Origin of the sequence: Faecalibacterium sp. BIOML-A4, from assembly GCF_009679665.1 — a bacterium.
Classification (GTDB): Bacteria; Bacillota; Clostridia; order Oscillospirales; family Ruminococcaceae; genus Faecalibacterium; species Faecalibacterium taiwanense.
Genome location: NZ_WKZG01000016.1, coordinates 24,774 through 38,705 on the forward strand (window position 1 = coordinate 24,774; position 13,932 = coordinate 38,705).

Genomic DNA, 13,932 nt, shown 5'->3' on the forward strand with positions numbered 1-13,932 from the left:
CGCAAGTAATGGCGTAAGGGCTTGACCCGACACAAATAAAGCATAACAAACACCCCTCGGTTTCCTGCTGCGGAAGCCGAGGGGTGTTTTGCGTATTAAGGGTGGAACGAATGCGCACTGTGATTTTATTCGGCCTTCAGGCGGAGCAAAGTGCCGGACTTTTCAATGCGGTAAAAACCTGCGCTGCCGTCCACGCCGAACTGCAGCTGCAGCTTGAGCGAAGAGTGCGACAGCGCGCGCACCGAAGGCGCAATCCAGTGCACCAGTGCCAGCAGCAGCGGCAGGGTGACGACCAGCTCAGTGGCATCCTGCAGTGCGGCCCAGCACTTCACAGTAGAGCAGCTGGTCCAGATCGATGCGGGAGATGCCGGTCTTGCAGCGCAGGATCAGGCTGCGCTGGTCGGCGCGGCGGCACTCGGCGATCATCGAATCCGTCAGACGGAAAAAGCTGTCCTCCCAGATGGGCTTGAGCTGGTAGAAGTAGGCACCCACCACATAGGATTCCACTGCAAACTCGGCGGAAGAAGTGAGAAAGATGATCTTGACGACGTTATCGTACTGCCGGATCTCCTTGGCGGCGGTAATGCCGTTTTCGGCCGGCATGATGACATCCAGAAACAGGATATCGTACCGGGTGCCCTTTTCGATCTCGGCCAGCAGATCCAGCGGGCTGTGAAAGGCTGTGCACTGGATCTGGACACAGCGCTGGGCGCGATATTTTTCCAGCAGGGCAGAGAGCTGGTCCAGAACTGTTTGGTCATCGTCGCAGAAGGCGATCTGGATCATAACGGGTTTAACACATCCTTTGTTCGCGTCAGCCAGAAATTACAGCTGGGCCTTGCCCATGCAGTAGGTCTGCAGCACATCGTAGTTGTCGTCCAGCACCACAAGGTCGGCATCCTTGCCGATCTGGATGGAACCCTTGCGGTCATCCAGATGCAGGCAGCGCGCCGGGTTGATGGTGCAGGCGTTCAGTGCATAGTTGAAGGGCACCATGGCCTCCTCCACCAGAATGCGCAGGCCCTTGTTGATGTTCAAAGTGGAACCGGCCAGCGTGCCGTTGTCCAGATGGGCACTGCCGTCCGGGTAGATGGTGATATGGTTGCCGCCAAAGATGTACTCGCTGCCAATGGGGGTGCCCTTGGCCATCAGTGCATCCGAGATCATGATGGCGTAATCCGGGCCTTTGCTCATGAAGTAGTTGTTCAGGGCAGCAGGGGTGGAGTGGCAGCCGTCGCAGATGATCTCGCCGTACATGGTGCGGATGCGGTAGGCTGCGCCCACCAGACCGTTGGCGCGGTGGGCGAAGGGGGACATGCCGTTGTACACGTGGGTCATGGAGCGGGCACCGTTGGCATAGGCCATCACGGCCTGCTCATAGGTGGCGGCACTATGGCCGATGCTGACCACCACGCCGTGCCCGGTCAGGTAATGGGTCAGTGCAAACCCTTCGTCGTGTTCCGGTGCAAGGGTCACATAGCGGATGTGGCCGCGTGCTGCCTGCTGGTAGTGCTTGAACTGCTCCACGCTGGGCTTTGCGATGTACTCCGGAGGCTGTGCGCCCTTGTACTTCATATCGAGGTAGGGGCCTTCAAAGTGGATGCCAAGGATCTCGGCACCTTCGTAGCTTCCCTCCATCACGTCGGCCACATTGGCCACGGCGTTGGTCAGCACCTCCACGCTCTGGGTGACGGTTGTGGCCAGAAAGCTGGTCACACCCTCAGAGACGATATGCTTTGCCCAGTAGCGCAGGCCCTCCGGCTTTGCGTCGTTGGTGTCGAACTCGTAGGCACCATGGCAGTGGATATCCATAAAACCGGGCACGATGCGCTTGGAGCCATAGTCCACATCGGCCTGCTTTTCACCATAGGGGAAGATGCCGGTGATCTTGCCCTGCTCCAGCTCGACTGCGGCAGAAATGAACTGGTCGGCGATCCATACTTTTTTGCTCTGGATGATCATATAATCAGCCCTCCGATATCATCATAAAACCTGTATATGCTGCACACGACAGCACAACCATTCTGCAGAAAAGTATAGCATTTTCTGGCGGGAATAACCAGCCTTCGCGCGCCTTTTCAAAAAAATTAAGCTGGAAAATGAAAAAACGATCGCAGCTTGCACAAAGAAACAGCGTAAAATCAGAAACCCAGAACCTTTTTGAGCCGTTTTGGCCGAAAAAAGGTTCCGGGTTTTGTGCATGATCTTTTCAGAGAGCTGTTTTGCAACAGCCCCTTAATATGAAGTAAGCCCTAGGCTTACATCCAAAGCCTGATCCACACGTTTCTGATCTTCCGGCGTGATCTGCCCGGCCCGCTCCCGCAGGCGGTGCTTATCCAGCGTGCGGATCTGCTCCAGCAGCACCACGCTGTCCTTGGCAAGGCCGGTATCCGCTGCTCGGATATTGATGTGGGTGGGCAGGCGGGCTTTGTCCAGCCGGGATGTAATGGCCGCAGCGATCACGGTAGGGCTGTGCCGGTTGCCGATCTCGTTCTGCACGATCAGTACCGGGCGCACGCCGCCCTGCTCCGACCCCACCACCGGCGAAAGATCTGCGTAAAAAACTTCTCCTCTGTGTACCTCCATGGAATCTCCCTCCCTGCATTTGGAGGATGCGCCCCGCTTATGTGATGCGTCCGGCGCATCTTCGTCTGATCTCAGTATGAGCCGGCTGCGCGCCGGTTATGCAGCGCAGGGGATATTCCATTGTATGCACAAAGGCTTACAGAGTTTCCAGTGTGCAGAAGGCCAGCGCCATGCCGCCCTCGTGGCTCAGAGAGAGCCGGGCGGCAAGGCCATGGGCCTGCATCCATTCCGCCGTCTGGCCGGAAAAATGATAGGCAGGTGCACCGCTTTCCAGCCGGACAGCCTCGATCTCACACAGGGAGAACGGCTCCCGCAGGCCGGTGCCTGCCGCCTTTAAAAAGGCTTCCTTGGCGGCAAAGTTGGCTGCGGCGCTGGCAAGCCGGTGGGCGGCGCTGCGCCCGGCGGGCAGCGGTTCGTCAAGGCTCAGCGCAGCGCGTTCGGCCTCGCCGTACACCCGGCGGATAAAGGCTGCAGCGTGTGCGCCGGTAAGGCTTTTTTCCAGATGCGCGATCTCGCACAGGTCGCAGCCGATGCCATACAGCATAAAGGCCCTCCTTCTGCCGCATTTGCGGCGGTGCAGGCCGTCAGCCTGCAAAATCAGGACCGGAAATTTTATGCAAACTGTGCAAATCCGGTCTGTTTAGCTTGAAGTTTCCTCGCAATTCGTGTACAATGAATGTAGTTCTTCCTAAGGGGGTGTATTCCGTGAGTGGCGAGACCGCTATTTTTTCGATCCACGACAAAAAGGACTATGAGATCCATGAGATCGTACAGCAGGTGTACGATGCTTTAAAGGAAAAAGGCTATAATCCGGTCAATCAGCTGGTGGGCTATATCCTGTCCGAAGACCCCACCTACATCACGACCTATAAGAATGCCCGTTCCATGATCCGCAAGGTGGATCGTGACGATCTGCTGCAGGCCATGCTGCGCAGTTATCTGAACGTCTGATATCGCTTGTCTGCTCATGCCCCGCCGTCGCTATGATGGCGGGGCTTTTTCATAATAGAATGCAGATGCCGTTTACCGTTACAGCCTCTCCGGTGAAAACGCAATTCAGAAAAATCCGCAGATCTTTCTGAATTGCAACTATATAAAATAAAATTTTCGCTGAAGATGGCCAGAGCGAAACGGAGGCCATTCCAACCGTTACGGCCGGAACGGCAGCGTAAAGATCTGGTTTACGACGACCTCATATTCCCACGGTTCCCGCGCCTTGCGCAGCTGCTTTTCCAGCTTTTCGGCTCCCTCAAACTTGTGAATGAGGTAGAACCAGTGTCCCTTCATGCGGCTCACCGCGCACCCGGCGCTGCCGAACAGTTCGGAGTATCCGTGGTAGAGGTCGTCAAGGTATCCGCGCAGCTCTTCCCGTGCGGCCGGTGCGCCGCCGCGTGCTTCACGGAAGAGCGCCGGGTCTGCAATGATGCCGCGTCCCACCATGATGCCGGACAGCTGCGGATACTGCGCTTCCAACGTGTGCAGGTCCGCAGCGGTGGTCACATCGCCGTTGTAGCACACGGGCATCCGACACCCGGGCAGGGAGGCAGCAAAAGCGGCACGGTCGGCCTGCCCGCGGTAGAGCTGGCGCATCACACGCGGGTGGATGGTCAGCTCACAGATGGGATACCGGTTATAGATGTCCAGAATGGCAGCAAATTCTTCCGGCCTTTCCACGCCCAGCCGGGTCTTGACCGAGATAGGCCTTTCCGCATTGGCAAATACGGCGGCAAGAAAAGCGTCCAGCTTGACGGGGTCGCGCAACATCCCGGAACCCTTGCCTTTGGCGGTGACGGTGCCGGAAGGACAGCCGAGGCTCAGGTTCACCTCGGTGTAGCCAAGGCCGCGCAGCTCGCCGATCATCCATGCGGCAAGTTCGCCGTCCTTTGCCAGCAGCTGCGGGATCACCGGTGCGCCGGGGTTTGCCGCAGGGGCAAGCTCGGCCATCTCCTTTTTAATGAGCACCCGGTTCTCCGGCGGGGAGATGAAAGGGGCATAGTAGCGGTCGGCATTGCCAGCAGGGCCGAACCATTTCTGGTGTGCCTGCCGCCACACCCGGTCGGTCAGGCCCTCCATGGGGGCAGCATAGTAATTCATGGGCAAATCTCCAAAGTGTTTGATAGGGATATTGTAACAAAAAACTCCCGCCCTGTGAAGTCACAGAACGGGAGAAGCGAGCTTTTTGAAAGATCAGTCTGCAAACAGCGGGGTGGACAGGTAGCGGTCGCCGGTATCGGGCAGCAGGACCACGATGTTCTTACCGGCATTCTCCGGGCGCTTTGCCAGCTGCAGGGCAGCATAAACAGCAGCACCGGAGGAGATACCCACCAGCACGCCTTCCTTGTGGCCGATCAGACGGCCGGTGGCAAAGGCATCGTCGTTCTCCACGGCGATGATTTCGTCATACACCTTGGTGTCCAGTACGTCCGGCACAAAGCCCGCGCCGATGCCCTGGATCTTGTGTGCGCCTGCGGTGCCCTTGCTCAGCACAGGAGAGGAAGCAGGCTCTACAGCCACCACCTTGACGTTCGGGTTCTTACTCTTCAGGTACTGGCCAACGCCGGTCACGGTGCCGCCGGTGCCCACGCCTGCCACAAAGATATCCACCTTGCCGTCGGTGTCCTCCCAGATCTCGGGGCCGGTGGTCTCGATGTGGGCCTGAGGGTTGGCCGGGTTCACGAACTGGCCGGGGATGAAGGAATTCGGGATCTCCTTTGCCAGCTCATCGGCCTTGGCAATGGCACCCTTCATGCCCTTGGCACCCTCGCTCAGCACCAGCTCTGCACCGTAAGCCTTCATCAGCTGGCGGCGCTCCACGCTCATGGTCTCGGGCATCACGATGATGATGCGGTAACCCTTGGCGGCTGCCACAGCGGCCAGACCGATGCCAGTATTGCCGGAGGTAGGCTCAATGATCACGGAACCTTCCTTCAGCAGGCCCTTTTCCTCGGCATCATCGATCATCTTTTTGGCGATGCGATCCTTGACAGAACCGGCCGGATTGAAGTATTCCAGCTTGGCAATGATGTGGGCAGGCAGCTCCTGCTCCTTTTCAATGTGGGTCAGCTCCAGCAACGGAGTATGACCGATCAGCTGATCTGCGGCAGTATAAATCTTGCTCATTGTAGTTTCCTCCCTGATACAGTTATGGGCACATGTGCCCTGCCGGACGACCTGGTTCCAAAACCTTTATACCAACATTGTTTGTGGGTTTGATGGTATTATAGACCCGTTCTGTGCGGTTGTCAATGGATTTTTTGAAAAAAGTGGGATTGAAATATTATTTACCCTGTTGTATAATAGGTTAAAAACTCAATCTATAACCAACAAAGGAAGTACACTATTATGATCGTGTCCACCAAAGGGCGCTATGCACTGCGCGTGATGATCGACCTTTCCGAGCATCAGTCTGAAAAATATGTCCCTCTCAAGGAGATCGCTGCCCGGCAGGAGATCTCGGAAAAATATCTGGAAAACATCCTTAAGGTGCTGGTGCAGAACGGCTTTCTGGAGGGCTTGCGCGGCAAGGGCGGCGGCTACCGGCTCACCCGCAGCCCGGATCAGTACACCGTGGGCGAGATCCTGATGCTGACCGAGGGCAGCCTTGCGCCGGTGAGCTGCCTGACCCCCAATGCGACCCCCTGCTCCCGCATGGCAAACTGCCGCACCTACGAGATGTGGAAGGGGCTGGACGATCTGATCTCCAATTATTTCGGCAATATCACACTGGCCGATCTCGCCCGGCCTGATCAGGCTGGGAATGATTATGTGATCTGACGGTATTTCTGATAACATGCAAAAAGGCGCACCGGCTTGACCGGTGCGCCTTTTTTTGCACAGTTCTCGGCGAAATGTGCAATTTTTCTTATCCAGAATCACGGTTGATGGATTGGGGCTCCTGCGGTATACTTTACCCTTGATGTGTCCATTTACGCTTTTGATCGAGGAAAGGGGAACTTTACTACGAAATATATTTTTCAGTTTGCGCGCATTCTTGCGTTTTGTTTTTTGGGCGAGATCCTTCATGTAGTGCTGCTGCTGCCGGTCCCGGCCAGCGTCTACGGTCTGGTGCTGCTGCTGGCAGCGCTGAACTTCAAGCTGGTAAAGCTGGACGATGTGAAAGAGGTTGGAACCTATCTCACAGGCATCTTTCCGCTGCTGTTCGTGCCCGCTGCCGCTGGTGTGATGGAACTGTGGGCAGAGATGGGCGAGATGCTGCTGCCCATCCTCGTTGCCATTATCCCGGTCACTGTGCTGGTGATGGTGAGTGCAGGCAAGACCACGCAGGCCCTGACCGGCCGCAAGAAAAAGGAGGCTGACAATGACGCAGCTGCTGAATGATTTTTTGTCCGGCTCCGCAGCATGGGGCGTTCTGCTTACGCTGGCCGCGTTTGCACTGGGCACCCTTATCAATAAGGTGACAGGCAAAGCCATTTTTAACCCGCTGCTGCTGGGCAGTATCTTTGTGATCATTTTTCTGTCGGTGTGCAGCATCCCGTATGCAGACTACAAGGCCAGCGCGGCACCGGTGAACTATCTGCTGCTGCCCGCCACCGTGGCACTGGCCATTCCGCTGTATGAAAAGATCGACCTGCTGAAAGAGAACGCCGCCGCCATCATTGCGGGTATCTCGGTGGGCACGCTGGTGAGCCTTGGCAGCGCACTGGCGCTTGCACTGGCGCTGGACCTGACCCGTGAGCAGTATGCCACCCTGCTGCCCAAATCCGTGACCACCGCCATCAGCATGGATGTGGCCGCTGAGCTGGGCGGCATTGCTGCCCTGACCGGTGCGATCGTCATTGTTACCGGCATCGTGGGAGCGCTGCTGGCTGAGACGGTGTGCAAGATGTTCCACATCACCGACCCCATCGCCAAGGGCGTGGGTATCGGAACTTCGGCCCATGCCGTGGGCACCAGCAAAGCCCTGCAGATGGGCGAGGTGGAAGGTGCCATGAGCGGCCTTTCCATTGCGGTGGCCGGTGTGCTGACCGCAGTGCTCTGCCCGGTGTTTGTGAACCTGATCCGGTAAAGGATTTAAAATAGCCGCTCTGGCTTTTTTCAGTAGAATTTATTTATTGATCCGGGAACCTCAGTTTACAACAAAAATGAGATAGGCAACCCCTTTCGGGGAAGTCTATCTCATTTTTTTGTTGAGGCTGTTTTTATACGCCGCTGTGTTCCCGTTCATCCTTCAGGATGGCCGTCACGCTCTGCATGGTGCTTACTGCACGATGCAGTTCTTCGTCGCCAAGCTCTGCACGCAGGCGGGCGTAACAGCGCTGCATGAACGCGCGCTCCTCCGCCATCAGCTCCACAGCCTTGCTGGAAAGCTCCACATAGGTGCGGCCCGCTTCACGGTCGGTCTTCCATGCCACAAAACCCTTGTCCTGCAGCTTTTCAACGGCCTTGGAAAGCTCTGTCACCTTCAGGCCCATCACGGCAGCAAGGTCAGCCAGATAAACCTTACTGTCCGGGTGCTGTTCGGCCTGCATCTTAATGTAATATAAGATCAGGTAATCCGCCCGTTGGATGGTGCTGAACACCTTGTCGATATCAAAATTGTGCAGGAAGAACCATTCTTCCGGGTGATGTTTCAGTTCCACGCTCATCATGCATCCTCCCTGTTATTCCCGCTCATTGCGGCGGATATATTCGTGGGTGCCGCCAAGGCTCTTGTAGGCCGGGCGGATGATCTTGTTTGCGCTGAGCAGCTCTTCAATGCGGTGGGCGCTCCAGCCCATCACGCGGGCCACGGCGAACAGCGGCGTGTACAGCTCCATGGGGATGCCCAGCATATCGTACACAAAGCCGCTGTAGAAGTCCACATTGGGGCTGACACCCTTAAAAATTTTGCGCTCCTCCGCGATCAGCTGCGGGGCCATGTGCTCGATCTTGTTGTAAAGGGCGAGGTCCTTGTCGCGGCCCTTCTCGTGGGCCAGCTGTTCCACATAGCCCTTGAATACCACCTCACGGGGGTCACTGAGGGAGTACACCGCGTGGCCCATGCCGTAGATCAGGCCTTTGCGGTCAAATGCTTCGCCGTGCAGCAGCTTTTTCAGGTAGGCTTCCAGCTCTTCATCGTCCTCGGTGTCGTGCAGGTTTTCGCGGATGTTCTGCATCATCTGCATCACCATCAGGTTGGCACCGCCGTGGCGCGGGCCTTTGAGGGAGCACAGGGCAGCCGCCATGGCCGAGTAGGTATCGGTGCCAGACGAAGTGACCACGCGGGTGGTAAAGGTGGAGTTGTTGCCGCCGCCGTGCTCGGCGTGCAGCAGCAATGCCACATCCAGAACGCGGGCTTCCAGCTCGGTGTACTTCATATCCGGGCGCAGCATCCGCAAAAAGTTCTCTGCGGTGGAAAGCTCCGGGTCCGGCCGGTGGATGTACATGCTGCCGTCTTTTTCGTAGTGGTTATAGGCATGGTAGCTGTACACGGCCAGCATGGGGAAGATGCCGGCCAGCTGGATGCTCTGGCGCAGCACATTGGAAATTTCCAGATCACCGGCCTTGGGGTCGTAGGATGCCAGTGTGAGCACGCTGCGGGCCATGGAGTTCATGATATCGTGGCTGGGGGCCTTCATGATCACATCACGGGTAAAGTTGGTGGGCATGGTGCGGCACTCGCCCAGCACGCGGCAGAACTCTTCCAGCTTTTCCTGCGTGGGCAGCTCACCGAACAGTAGCAGATAGCCCGCTTCCTCAAAGGCAAAGCGGCTGCCGGACGACCCGCGGATCAGGTCTTTCACGTCGTAGCCGCGGTAGAGCAGCTGACCGTCGGCAGGCTTTTTCACCCCGTCCACATACTGGAAGGCGCGGATATCGGAGATATTGGTCAGGCCCGCCAGCACGCCCTTGCCGTTTTCGTCGCGCAGGCCCGCTTTAACGCCAAACTCCTTGTACAGGTCCTTGCTGATGCGGTCATGTTCGGCGCACAGCGGCTGCTGCTGGTCGAAGTATCCCATTACGTTCTGCAGATGATCCATTGGTAGTTGCTCCTTTCCCATTGCCGTCAGCTTGTGTTCACTTGGCAGGCCATCAGGAAGCTTTCTCTGCGAACAGCCCGGAACTTCGGTCCCGCCCTACTGCCTGTGGCAGCAGGGTACCACCCCAGGACATTCGCTGGAGAAACTTCCTGCCGTCCTGCCCGAAAAAACCGTATTGATTCGGGACGGCATTCACTTACATTCAGAATACTCTTTAAGATTACAAAAAGGATATTTCGGTGTCAAGGTACTGTTTGTAAATAAAAAAAGAACAAAATCGGAAAGCTGCCGGGTGCGCATTTGCCCTTTAGCGCAGGGACAGTTTTTGAGACGGTAACGCACAAATAAGGCATCTTCCAGCCGGATCTCAGGGGACTGGCAACAAATAAAGCCACGACGAAACCGCATTTGTAAACGGTTCATCGTGGCTTTTTGTCATATCGAGCAGAGCTGGACAAATCCGAACTATTTCCTGCCAATTCATCGGCAGCCAAAGTATCCTCGAAGCGGACGGTTTGAGAGCCGTCTTTATAATTGAACGTGATCAGCATTCTGTCATCGTAGAGGAAAATGGCGTTCACAAAGATCTCAATCAGTGCCTTGCGCTGCTTTTGCTGCGATACATCGAACTTTCTGAATTTCATCAACCAGAATCGGATGAAGTCAGCATTAAAGGAAGGCTTTCTTAGCTTTTCGTCAGCAATTTTGGCGGTCAGTTCATCCTTTTGCGCTTCCAGCGCATCCAAACGCTCTTTGGTCGTCCGTGTGAACAAGCCTTCCTCGATTGCTTTCATCAGGTTGTCCAGTTTTCGGTCCGCTTCCCGGAGCTGTTTTTCCAGCAGAGGGATCGCGGTATTCTCCTGATTTTGGAAATCCATGACCAGCTGAACGATTCGTTCAATCACTGCATCATCCTGAATCAGCTTCATCGTCTCCTGAACGACCAGATTTTCCAACCACTCCTTCTGTACGGTTTTCTTGTTACAGCCTTTCTTCTTTTTGGCAGTGGCACATTTATAATAATAGTAGGTTCGCCCGGTAGCACTTGTTCCGCTCTCGCCGAACATCAATGCCCCGCACTTACCGCAGAACAGCTTTGTGGTCAACAAATATTCCTCATCTGCCTTTCCGCGAGCCGGAGCACGTTTGTTTTTCTCCATACGTTTTTGCACACGGTCAAACAAATCCTTGGGAACGATGGCTGGAATTGCATCCGGGACAACGGTATCCCGGAAAGAAAGTTCTCCAATATAGCGGCGGTTCTTTAACATGGTGTTCATGCTGCTGCACGTCAGCTTTCCACCCAGCATATTACGAACCCCTTTTTCGTTGAGGTAGTTCATGATCTCAACGATTTTTTCACCGTTGTCGTACCGCTGAAAAGCCTCCAATACAAGCGGTGAAATCAGCGGGTCGATGCGATAGAACTTATCTGCGTCGATTTTATAGCCAATCGTTCCTGTGCCGCCTGTGCATTTGCCTTTCAGCGCATTTTCGGTCTGGCCACGAATGACTTTTTCGGAAAGTTCCGCCGAATAGTATTCTGCCATACCCTCCAGCAGCGTCTCCACCAGAATGCCCTGCGAGCCTTCTGCAATCGGCTCCATGACCGATATCAGATGGACATTGTTCTTTTTCAGAATCATCTTGTAGTTTGCACTGTCAAAGCGATTCCGAGCGAAACGGTCAAATTTCCAAACCAAAACGATTTCAAACAACTTTTTATTGCTGTCCCGAATCATCTGTTGAAAATCCGGTCGATTGTCTGTTTTGGCAGAAAGTGCACGGTCGATATAGTGCCTGACCACTGTAATGCCGTTTCTTTCAGCATATGCTGTGCATTCCCGAATCTGGCCCTCAATGGATTCTTCACGCTGGTTGTCACTGGAATAGCGAGCGTAGATCACAGCATTCATGGAAAGCACCTCACTTTTACACATCATTGAACGAATGTACGTTTATTCAAGGCTGTTCTTCGTATAATGTATATACCATATTTTGCAAGGGAATGCAAGCTGTGTTTTTACTTGGATTCTTTGCTCTTTAATGTGCTCTTCCGATACTGCATCGGGCTCTGGCCGGTGGCCTTGGCAAAGCGGGTGGAGAAGTTACTGGCATCCCCGAAGCCTGCTTCCTGTGCGATCTCACTGATGCTGTGGTCGGTGAGCACCAGCAGCTCTTTTGCCTGTGTGATGCGGAAGTTGACCAGATAATTGTACGGCGTTGTGCCCATGTACCGCCGGAACAGGCGCAGAAAATAACTCTTGCTCATGTGCGCACTTGACAGCAGATCGGCAAGGGAAAGTTCCTGCCGGTAGTTCTTGCGCAGGGTCTCTGCCGCCTGCAGGATCAGCTGGCGGTTGGTGGTCATCTCCGCCTGCGCAAACAGGCTCTGTGCACAGAGGGCAAGCATCTCGTGCAGGGCAAGACCTGTCTGCACCATGCTGTCCACCGTGCCAAGCTCCATCTGCTCCAGAACAAGTTCAAACAATTCCTGCATCCTGCCCCCGGTCAATTGGACCGGGGGCAGTTTTTTGTCCGGCAGAAGCAGCGGCTCCATGGCCGCAACACCGGCACCGTCCAGATGCACCCAGTAGTGGTGCCAGCAGCTCTGCCCCGGTGCGGTGCAGTAGCTCTGTGCCGTGCGGCAGTTGAGCAGCAGTGCCTGCCCGGTCTCCAGCACGACATGGTTCCCATCCTGCTCGATGAGACCGGCACCCCGGAGGGTGTAGAACAGGATATAGCTTTCTTTATCGGTGCGGGCGGTGGAGAACCGCTGTTGTGCATAGAATAGCCCCGCCTCGGTGCAGGAATAGGGCTGTGCACGCTCCGCTTCGCTGAGCGTCGTGCGCTTCCAGATGCTTTCCGGGGTCACATCCATGTTGTAAGTCAGCATTTTTCTCCCGCCTTTCTGCTTCCAGTATAGCGGCTTTTACCCTGTGATGCAAGAGTGGACTTTTCACAAAGAATGCGTCACCTTTGCGGATGGAATCCGCCTTTCCGGGCCGCTATACTGGTACCGGAAAGAGACAGAAGGAGGCGCACTATGCACGAAAAATTTCTCGCCATCGACATCGGCGCATCGTCCGGGCGGCATATCATCGGCTGGATGGAGGACGGGACCTTGCAGACCGAGGAAGTCTACCGCTTCCCGAACAGTGTCCGGCGGGTGGACGGCCACCTGGAATGGGACATCGACAGCCTGTTTGCCAACGTGAAACAGGGCATCAAAGCGGCTTTTGCAAAGTACCCCGCCATCAAAAGCCTGTCCATCGACACCTGGGCGGTGGACTACGTACTTTTGAAAAAGGAACAGCCCCTTTATCCGGTCTATGCTTACCGCGACGGCCGGACACAGGCCGTTCTGGATGAGGTGCACGGCATCCTCCCGTTTGAGAAGCTCTACGAGCGCACCGGCATCCAGTTTCAGCCATTCAACACGGTGTATCAGCTGTATGCGGACAAAAAAGCCGGGCGGCTGGCGCAGGCAGACGATTTCCTGATGATTCCGGAATATCTACTCTGGAAACTCTGCGGCGTCAAGGCCCGTGAGTACACCAACGCCACCTCCACCGGCCTTGTCAACGCCCAGATCAGAGAATACGACCCGGAGATCCTCTCTGCGCTGGGCTTGCCGGAAACCATGTTCCCGCCGCTGACCGCACCCGGCACGGTGCTGGGTCCGCTGAAGCCGGAGATCGCCTCCGAGGTGGGCGGGCAGACCAACGTGGTGCTGTGTGCCACCCACGACACTGCCAGCGCGGTGGAGGGCATCCCGATGGAGCAGGGGGAGGCACCGTTCCTTTCTTCCGGCACCTGGAGCCTGTTGGGTGTCAAACTGGCACAGCCGGTCACCACTCCAGAAAGCTGCAAAGCAAATTTCACAAATGAAGGCGGCGTGGGCTACATCCGCTATCTGAAAAACATCATGGGCTTGTGGATCATCCAGTGCGTGCAGAAGCAGCTGGGCATCTCCTTTGCGGAGATGGTGGAGCTGGCAAAGGCCAGCACCTACACCCGCATTTTTGATGTGAACGATGCGCGTTTCTCGGCTCCGCAGGATATGAGCGCGGAAATCAGAGCTGCCCTTGCTGAGACCGGTGCACCGCCTGCCACGGACGCTGACCTCATCAACTGCATCTATCATTCGCTGGCGTACTGCTACGGCGAAGCCTACCGTGAGATGGAAGCCGTCACCGGGCAGCACTGGGACAAGCTCTACATTGCAGGCGGCGGCGCCAAGAATGCCACCCTGAACGAGCTGACCGCCCATTATACCGGAAAACAGGTCGTGGCCCTGCCCATTGAGGCGACCGCCATCGGCAACCTGAAAATACAGATGAACATCCACTAAGGAGGACAAATT

General features: G+C 55.9%; 16 protein-coding genes. 5 read left to right on the forward strand and 11 right to left on the reverse strand.

Features of this window, described 5'->3' with window-relative positions; all coding sequences use genetic code 11:
- Positions 1-125: 125 nt before the first annotated feature.
- The 5 genes from GKG34_RS11145 to GKG34_RS11165 form a co-directional block, all read right to left on the reverse strand.
- A complete protein-coding gene (locus tag GKG34_RS11145; protein WP_154256232.1) occupies positions 126-332 on the reverse strand; it encodes a hypothetical protein in 207 nt (68 codons plus the stop codon).
- Positions 298-786: a response regulator gene (locus GKG34_RS11150; RefSeq protein WP_154256233.1), complete on the reverse strand. Its 489-nt coding sequence runs from the start codon at positions 784-786 to the stop codon at positions 298-300. Before GKG34_RS11150 ends, GKG34_RS11145 begins: the two co-directional genes overlap by 35 nt.
- A 39-nt stretch (positions 787-825) precedes the next feature.
- On the reverse strand, positions 826-1,962 hold the full coding sequence (gene nagA, locus GKG34_RS11155) for an N-acetylglucosamine-6-phosphate deacetylase (protein ID WP_005942601.1): 1,137 nt from the start codon (positions 1,960-1,962) through the stop codon (positions 826-828).
- 273 nt (positions 1,963-2,235) lie between these two features.
- Positions 2,236-2,586 (reverse strand): type II toxin-antitoxin system PemK/MazF family toxin, encoded by a 351-nt coding sequence (locus tag GKG34_RS11160; protein WP_005942608.1) that lies wholly within the window; start codon positions 2,584-2,586, stop codon positions 2,236-2,238.
- Between the two features lie 136 nt (positions 2,587-2,722).
- Positions 2,723-3,130, reverse strand: a complete 408-nt coding sequence (locus GKG34_RS11165) for a 4'-phosphopantetheinyl transferase superfamily protein (protein WP_005942611.1) — start codon at positions 3,128-3,130, stop codon at positions 2,723-2,725.
- A gap of 161 nt (positions 3,131-3,291) precedes the next feature.
- Between GKG34_RS11165 and GKG34_RS11170 the strand changes: the two genes are divergently transcribed.
- The gene (locus GKG34_RS11170; protein WP_097774456.1) at positions 3,292-3,537 is read left to right on the forward strand and encodes an IreB family regulatory phosphoprotein; all 246 of its coding nucleotides are present in this window, start codon (positions 3,292-3,294) and stop codon (positions 3,535-3,537) included.
- 198 nt (positions 3,538-3,735) lie between these two features.
- On the opposite strand, the gene GKG34_RS11175 is transcribed toward GKG34_RS11170, so the two are convergent.
- Both GKG34_RS11175 and cysK read right to left on the reverse strand, forming a co-directional pair.
- A complete protein-coding gene (locus GKG34_RS11175; protein WP_154256234.1) occupies positions 3,736-4,680 on the reverse strand; it encodes a tRNA-dihydrouridine synthase family protein in 945 nt (314 codons plus the stop codon).
- Positions 4,681-4,773: 93 nt separating this feature from the next.
- Positions 4,774-5,706, reverse strand: coding sequence for a cysteine synthase A (gene cysK / locus GKG34_RS11180; RefSeq protein WP_005942619.1), 933 nt, complete (start codon positions 5,704-5,706; stop codon positions 4,774-4,776).
- 222 nt (positions 5,707-5,928) lie between these two features.
- Here cysK and GKG34_RS11185 point away from each other — a divergent pair, with 222 nt between their 5' ends.
- The 3 genes from GKG34_RS11185 to GKG34_RS11195 all read left to right on the forward strand — a co-directional run bounded on the left by GKG34_RS11185 (position 5,929) and on the right by GKG34_RS11195 (position 7,612).
- Positions 5,929-6,360 (forward strand): RrF2 family transcriptional regulator, encoded by a 432-nt coding sequence (locus tag GKG34_RS11185; protein ID WP_005942625.1) that lies wholly within the window; start codon positions 5,929-5,931, stop codon positions 6,358-6,360.
- Positions 6,361-6,591: 231 nt separating this feature from the next.
- A complete protein-coding gene (locus GKG34_RS11190) occupies positions 6,592-6,924 on the forward strand; it encodes a CidA/LrgA family protein (RefSeq protein WP_243139252.1) in 333 nt (110 codons plus the stop codon).
- Positions 6,905-7,612 (forward strand): LrgB family protein, encoded by a 708-nt coding sequence (locus GKG34_RS11195; protein ID WP_097774460.1) that lies wholly within the window; start codon positions 6,905-6,907, stop codon positions 7,610-7,612. Before GKG34_RS11190 ends, GKG34_RS11195 begins: the two co-directional genes overlap by 20 nt.
- A 133-nt stretch (positions 7,613-7,745) precedes the next feature.
- On the opposite strand, the gene GKG34_RS11200 is transcribed toward GKG34_RS11195, so the two are convergent.
- From GKG34_RS11200 to GKG34_RS11215, 4 genes are all read right to left on the reverse strand, one after another.
- Complete coding sequence (locus GKG34_RS11200; protein WP_097774461.1) at positions 7,746-8,195, reverse strand: winged helix DNA-binding protein; 450 nt, start codon at positions 8,193-8,195, stop codon at positions 7,746-7,748.
- Positions 8,196-8,207: 12 nt separating this feature from the next.
- Entirely contained in the window at positions 8,208-9,566 is a 1,359-nt protein-coding gene (locus tag GKG34_RS11205) for a citrate/2-methylcitrate synthase (protein ID WP_082210853.1), read from the reverse strand.
- A 419-nt stretch (positions 9,567-9,985) separates the two neighbouring features.
- Positions 9,986-11,482, reverse strand: coding sequence for a recombinase family protein (locus GKG34_RS11210; protein WP_154256235.1), 1,497 nt, complete (start codon positions 11,480-11,482; stop codon positions 9,986-9,988).
- 107 nt (positions 11,483-11,589) lie between these two features.
- Positions 11,590-12,462 (reverse strand): AraC family transcriptional regulator, encoded by an 873-nt coding sequence (locus GKG34_RS11215; RefSeq protein WP_154256236.1) that lies wholly within the window; start codon positions 12,460-12,462, stop codon positions 11,590-11,592.
- Positions 12,463-12,612: 150 nt separating this feature from the next.
- Here GKG34_RS11215 and GKG34_RS11220 point away from each other — a divergent pair, with 150 nt between their 5' ends.
- Positions 12,613-13,920 carry a rhamnulokinase family protein gene (locus GKG34_RS11220; protein ID WP_154256237.1) on the forward strand — a complete coding sequence of 436 codons (1,308 nt, stop codon included), beginning with the start codon at positions 12,613-12,615 and terminating at the stop codon, positions 13,918-13,920.
- Positions 13,921-13,932: the final 12 nt, after the last annotated feature.

What these genes read in the sequence shown, in the direction of transcription:
- GKG34_RS11185 (WP_005942625.1), top strand. Translation starts at nt 5,929, where the DNA reads ATGATCGTGTCCACCAAAGGGCGCTATGCACTGCGCGTGATGATCGAC.
- GKG34_RS11220 (WP_154256237.1), top strand. Translation starts at nt 12,613, where the DNA reads ATGCACGAAAAATTTCTCGCCATCGACATCGGCGCATCGTCCGGGCGG.
- GKG34_RS11150 (WP_154256233.1), bottom strand. Translation starts at nt 786, where the DNA reads ATGATCCAGATCGCCTTCTGCGACGATGACCAAACAGTTCTGGACCAG.
- GKG34_RS11165 (WP_005942611.1), bottom strand. Translation starts at nt 3,130, where the DNA reads ATGCTGTATGGCATCGGCTGCGACCTGTGCGAGATCGCGCATCTGGAA.
- cysK (WP_005942619.1), bottom strand. Translation starts at nt 5,706, where the DNA reads ATGAGCAAGATTTATACTGCCGCAGATCAGCTGATCGGTCATACTCCG.
- GKG34_RS11160 (WP_005942608.1), bottom strand. Translation starts at nt 2,586, where the DNA reads ATGGAGGTACACAGAGGAGAAGTTTTTTACGCAGATCTTTCGCCGGTG.
- GKG34_RS11215 (WP_154256236.1), bottom strand. Translation starts at nt 12,462, where the DNA reads ATGCTGACTTACAACATGGATGTGACCCCGGAAAGCATCTGGAAGCGC.
- GKG34_RS11175 (WP_154256234.1), bottom strand. Translation starts at nt 4,680, where the DNA reads ATGAATTACTATGCTGCCCCCATGGAGGGCCTGACCGACCGGGTGTGG.
- GKG34_RS11205 (WP_082210853.1), bottom strand. Translation starts at nt 9,566, where the DNA reads ATGGATCATCTGCAGAACGTAATGGGATACTTCGACCAGCAGCAGCCG.
- GKG34_RS11210 (WP_154256235.1), bottom strand. Translation starts at nt 11,482, where the DNA reads ATGAATGCTGTGATCTACGCTCGCTATTCCAGTGACAACCAGCGTGAA.
- nagA (WP_005942601.1), bottom strand. Translation starts at nt 1,962, where the DNA reads ATGATCATCCAGAGCAAAAAAGTATGGATCGCCGACCAGTTCATTTCT.
- GKG34_RS11195 (WP_097774460.1), top strand. Translation starts at nt 6,905, where the DNA reads ATGACGCAGCTGCTGAATGATTTTTTGTCCGGCTCCGCAGCATGGGGC.
- GKG34_RS11200 (WP_097774461.1), bottom strand. Translation starts at nt 8,195, where the DNA reads ATGATGAGCGTGGAACTGAAACATCACCCGGAAGAATGGTTCTTCCTG.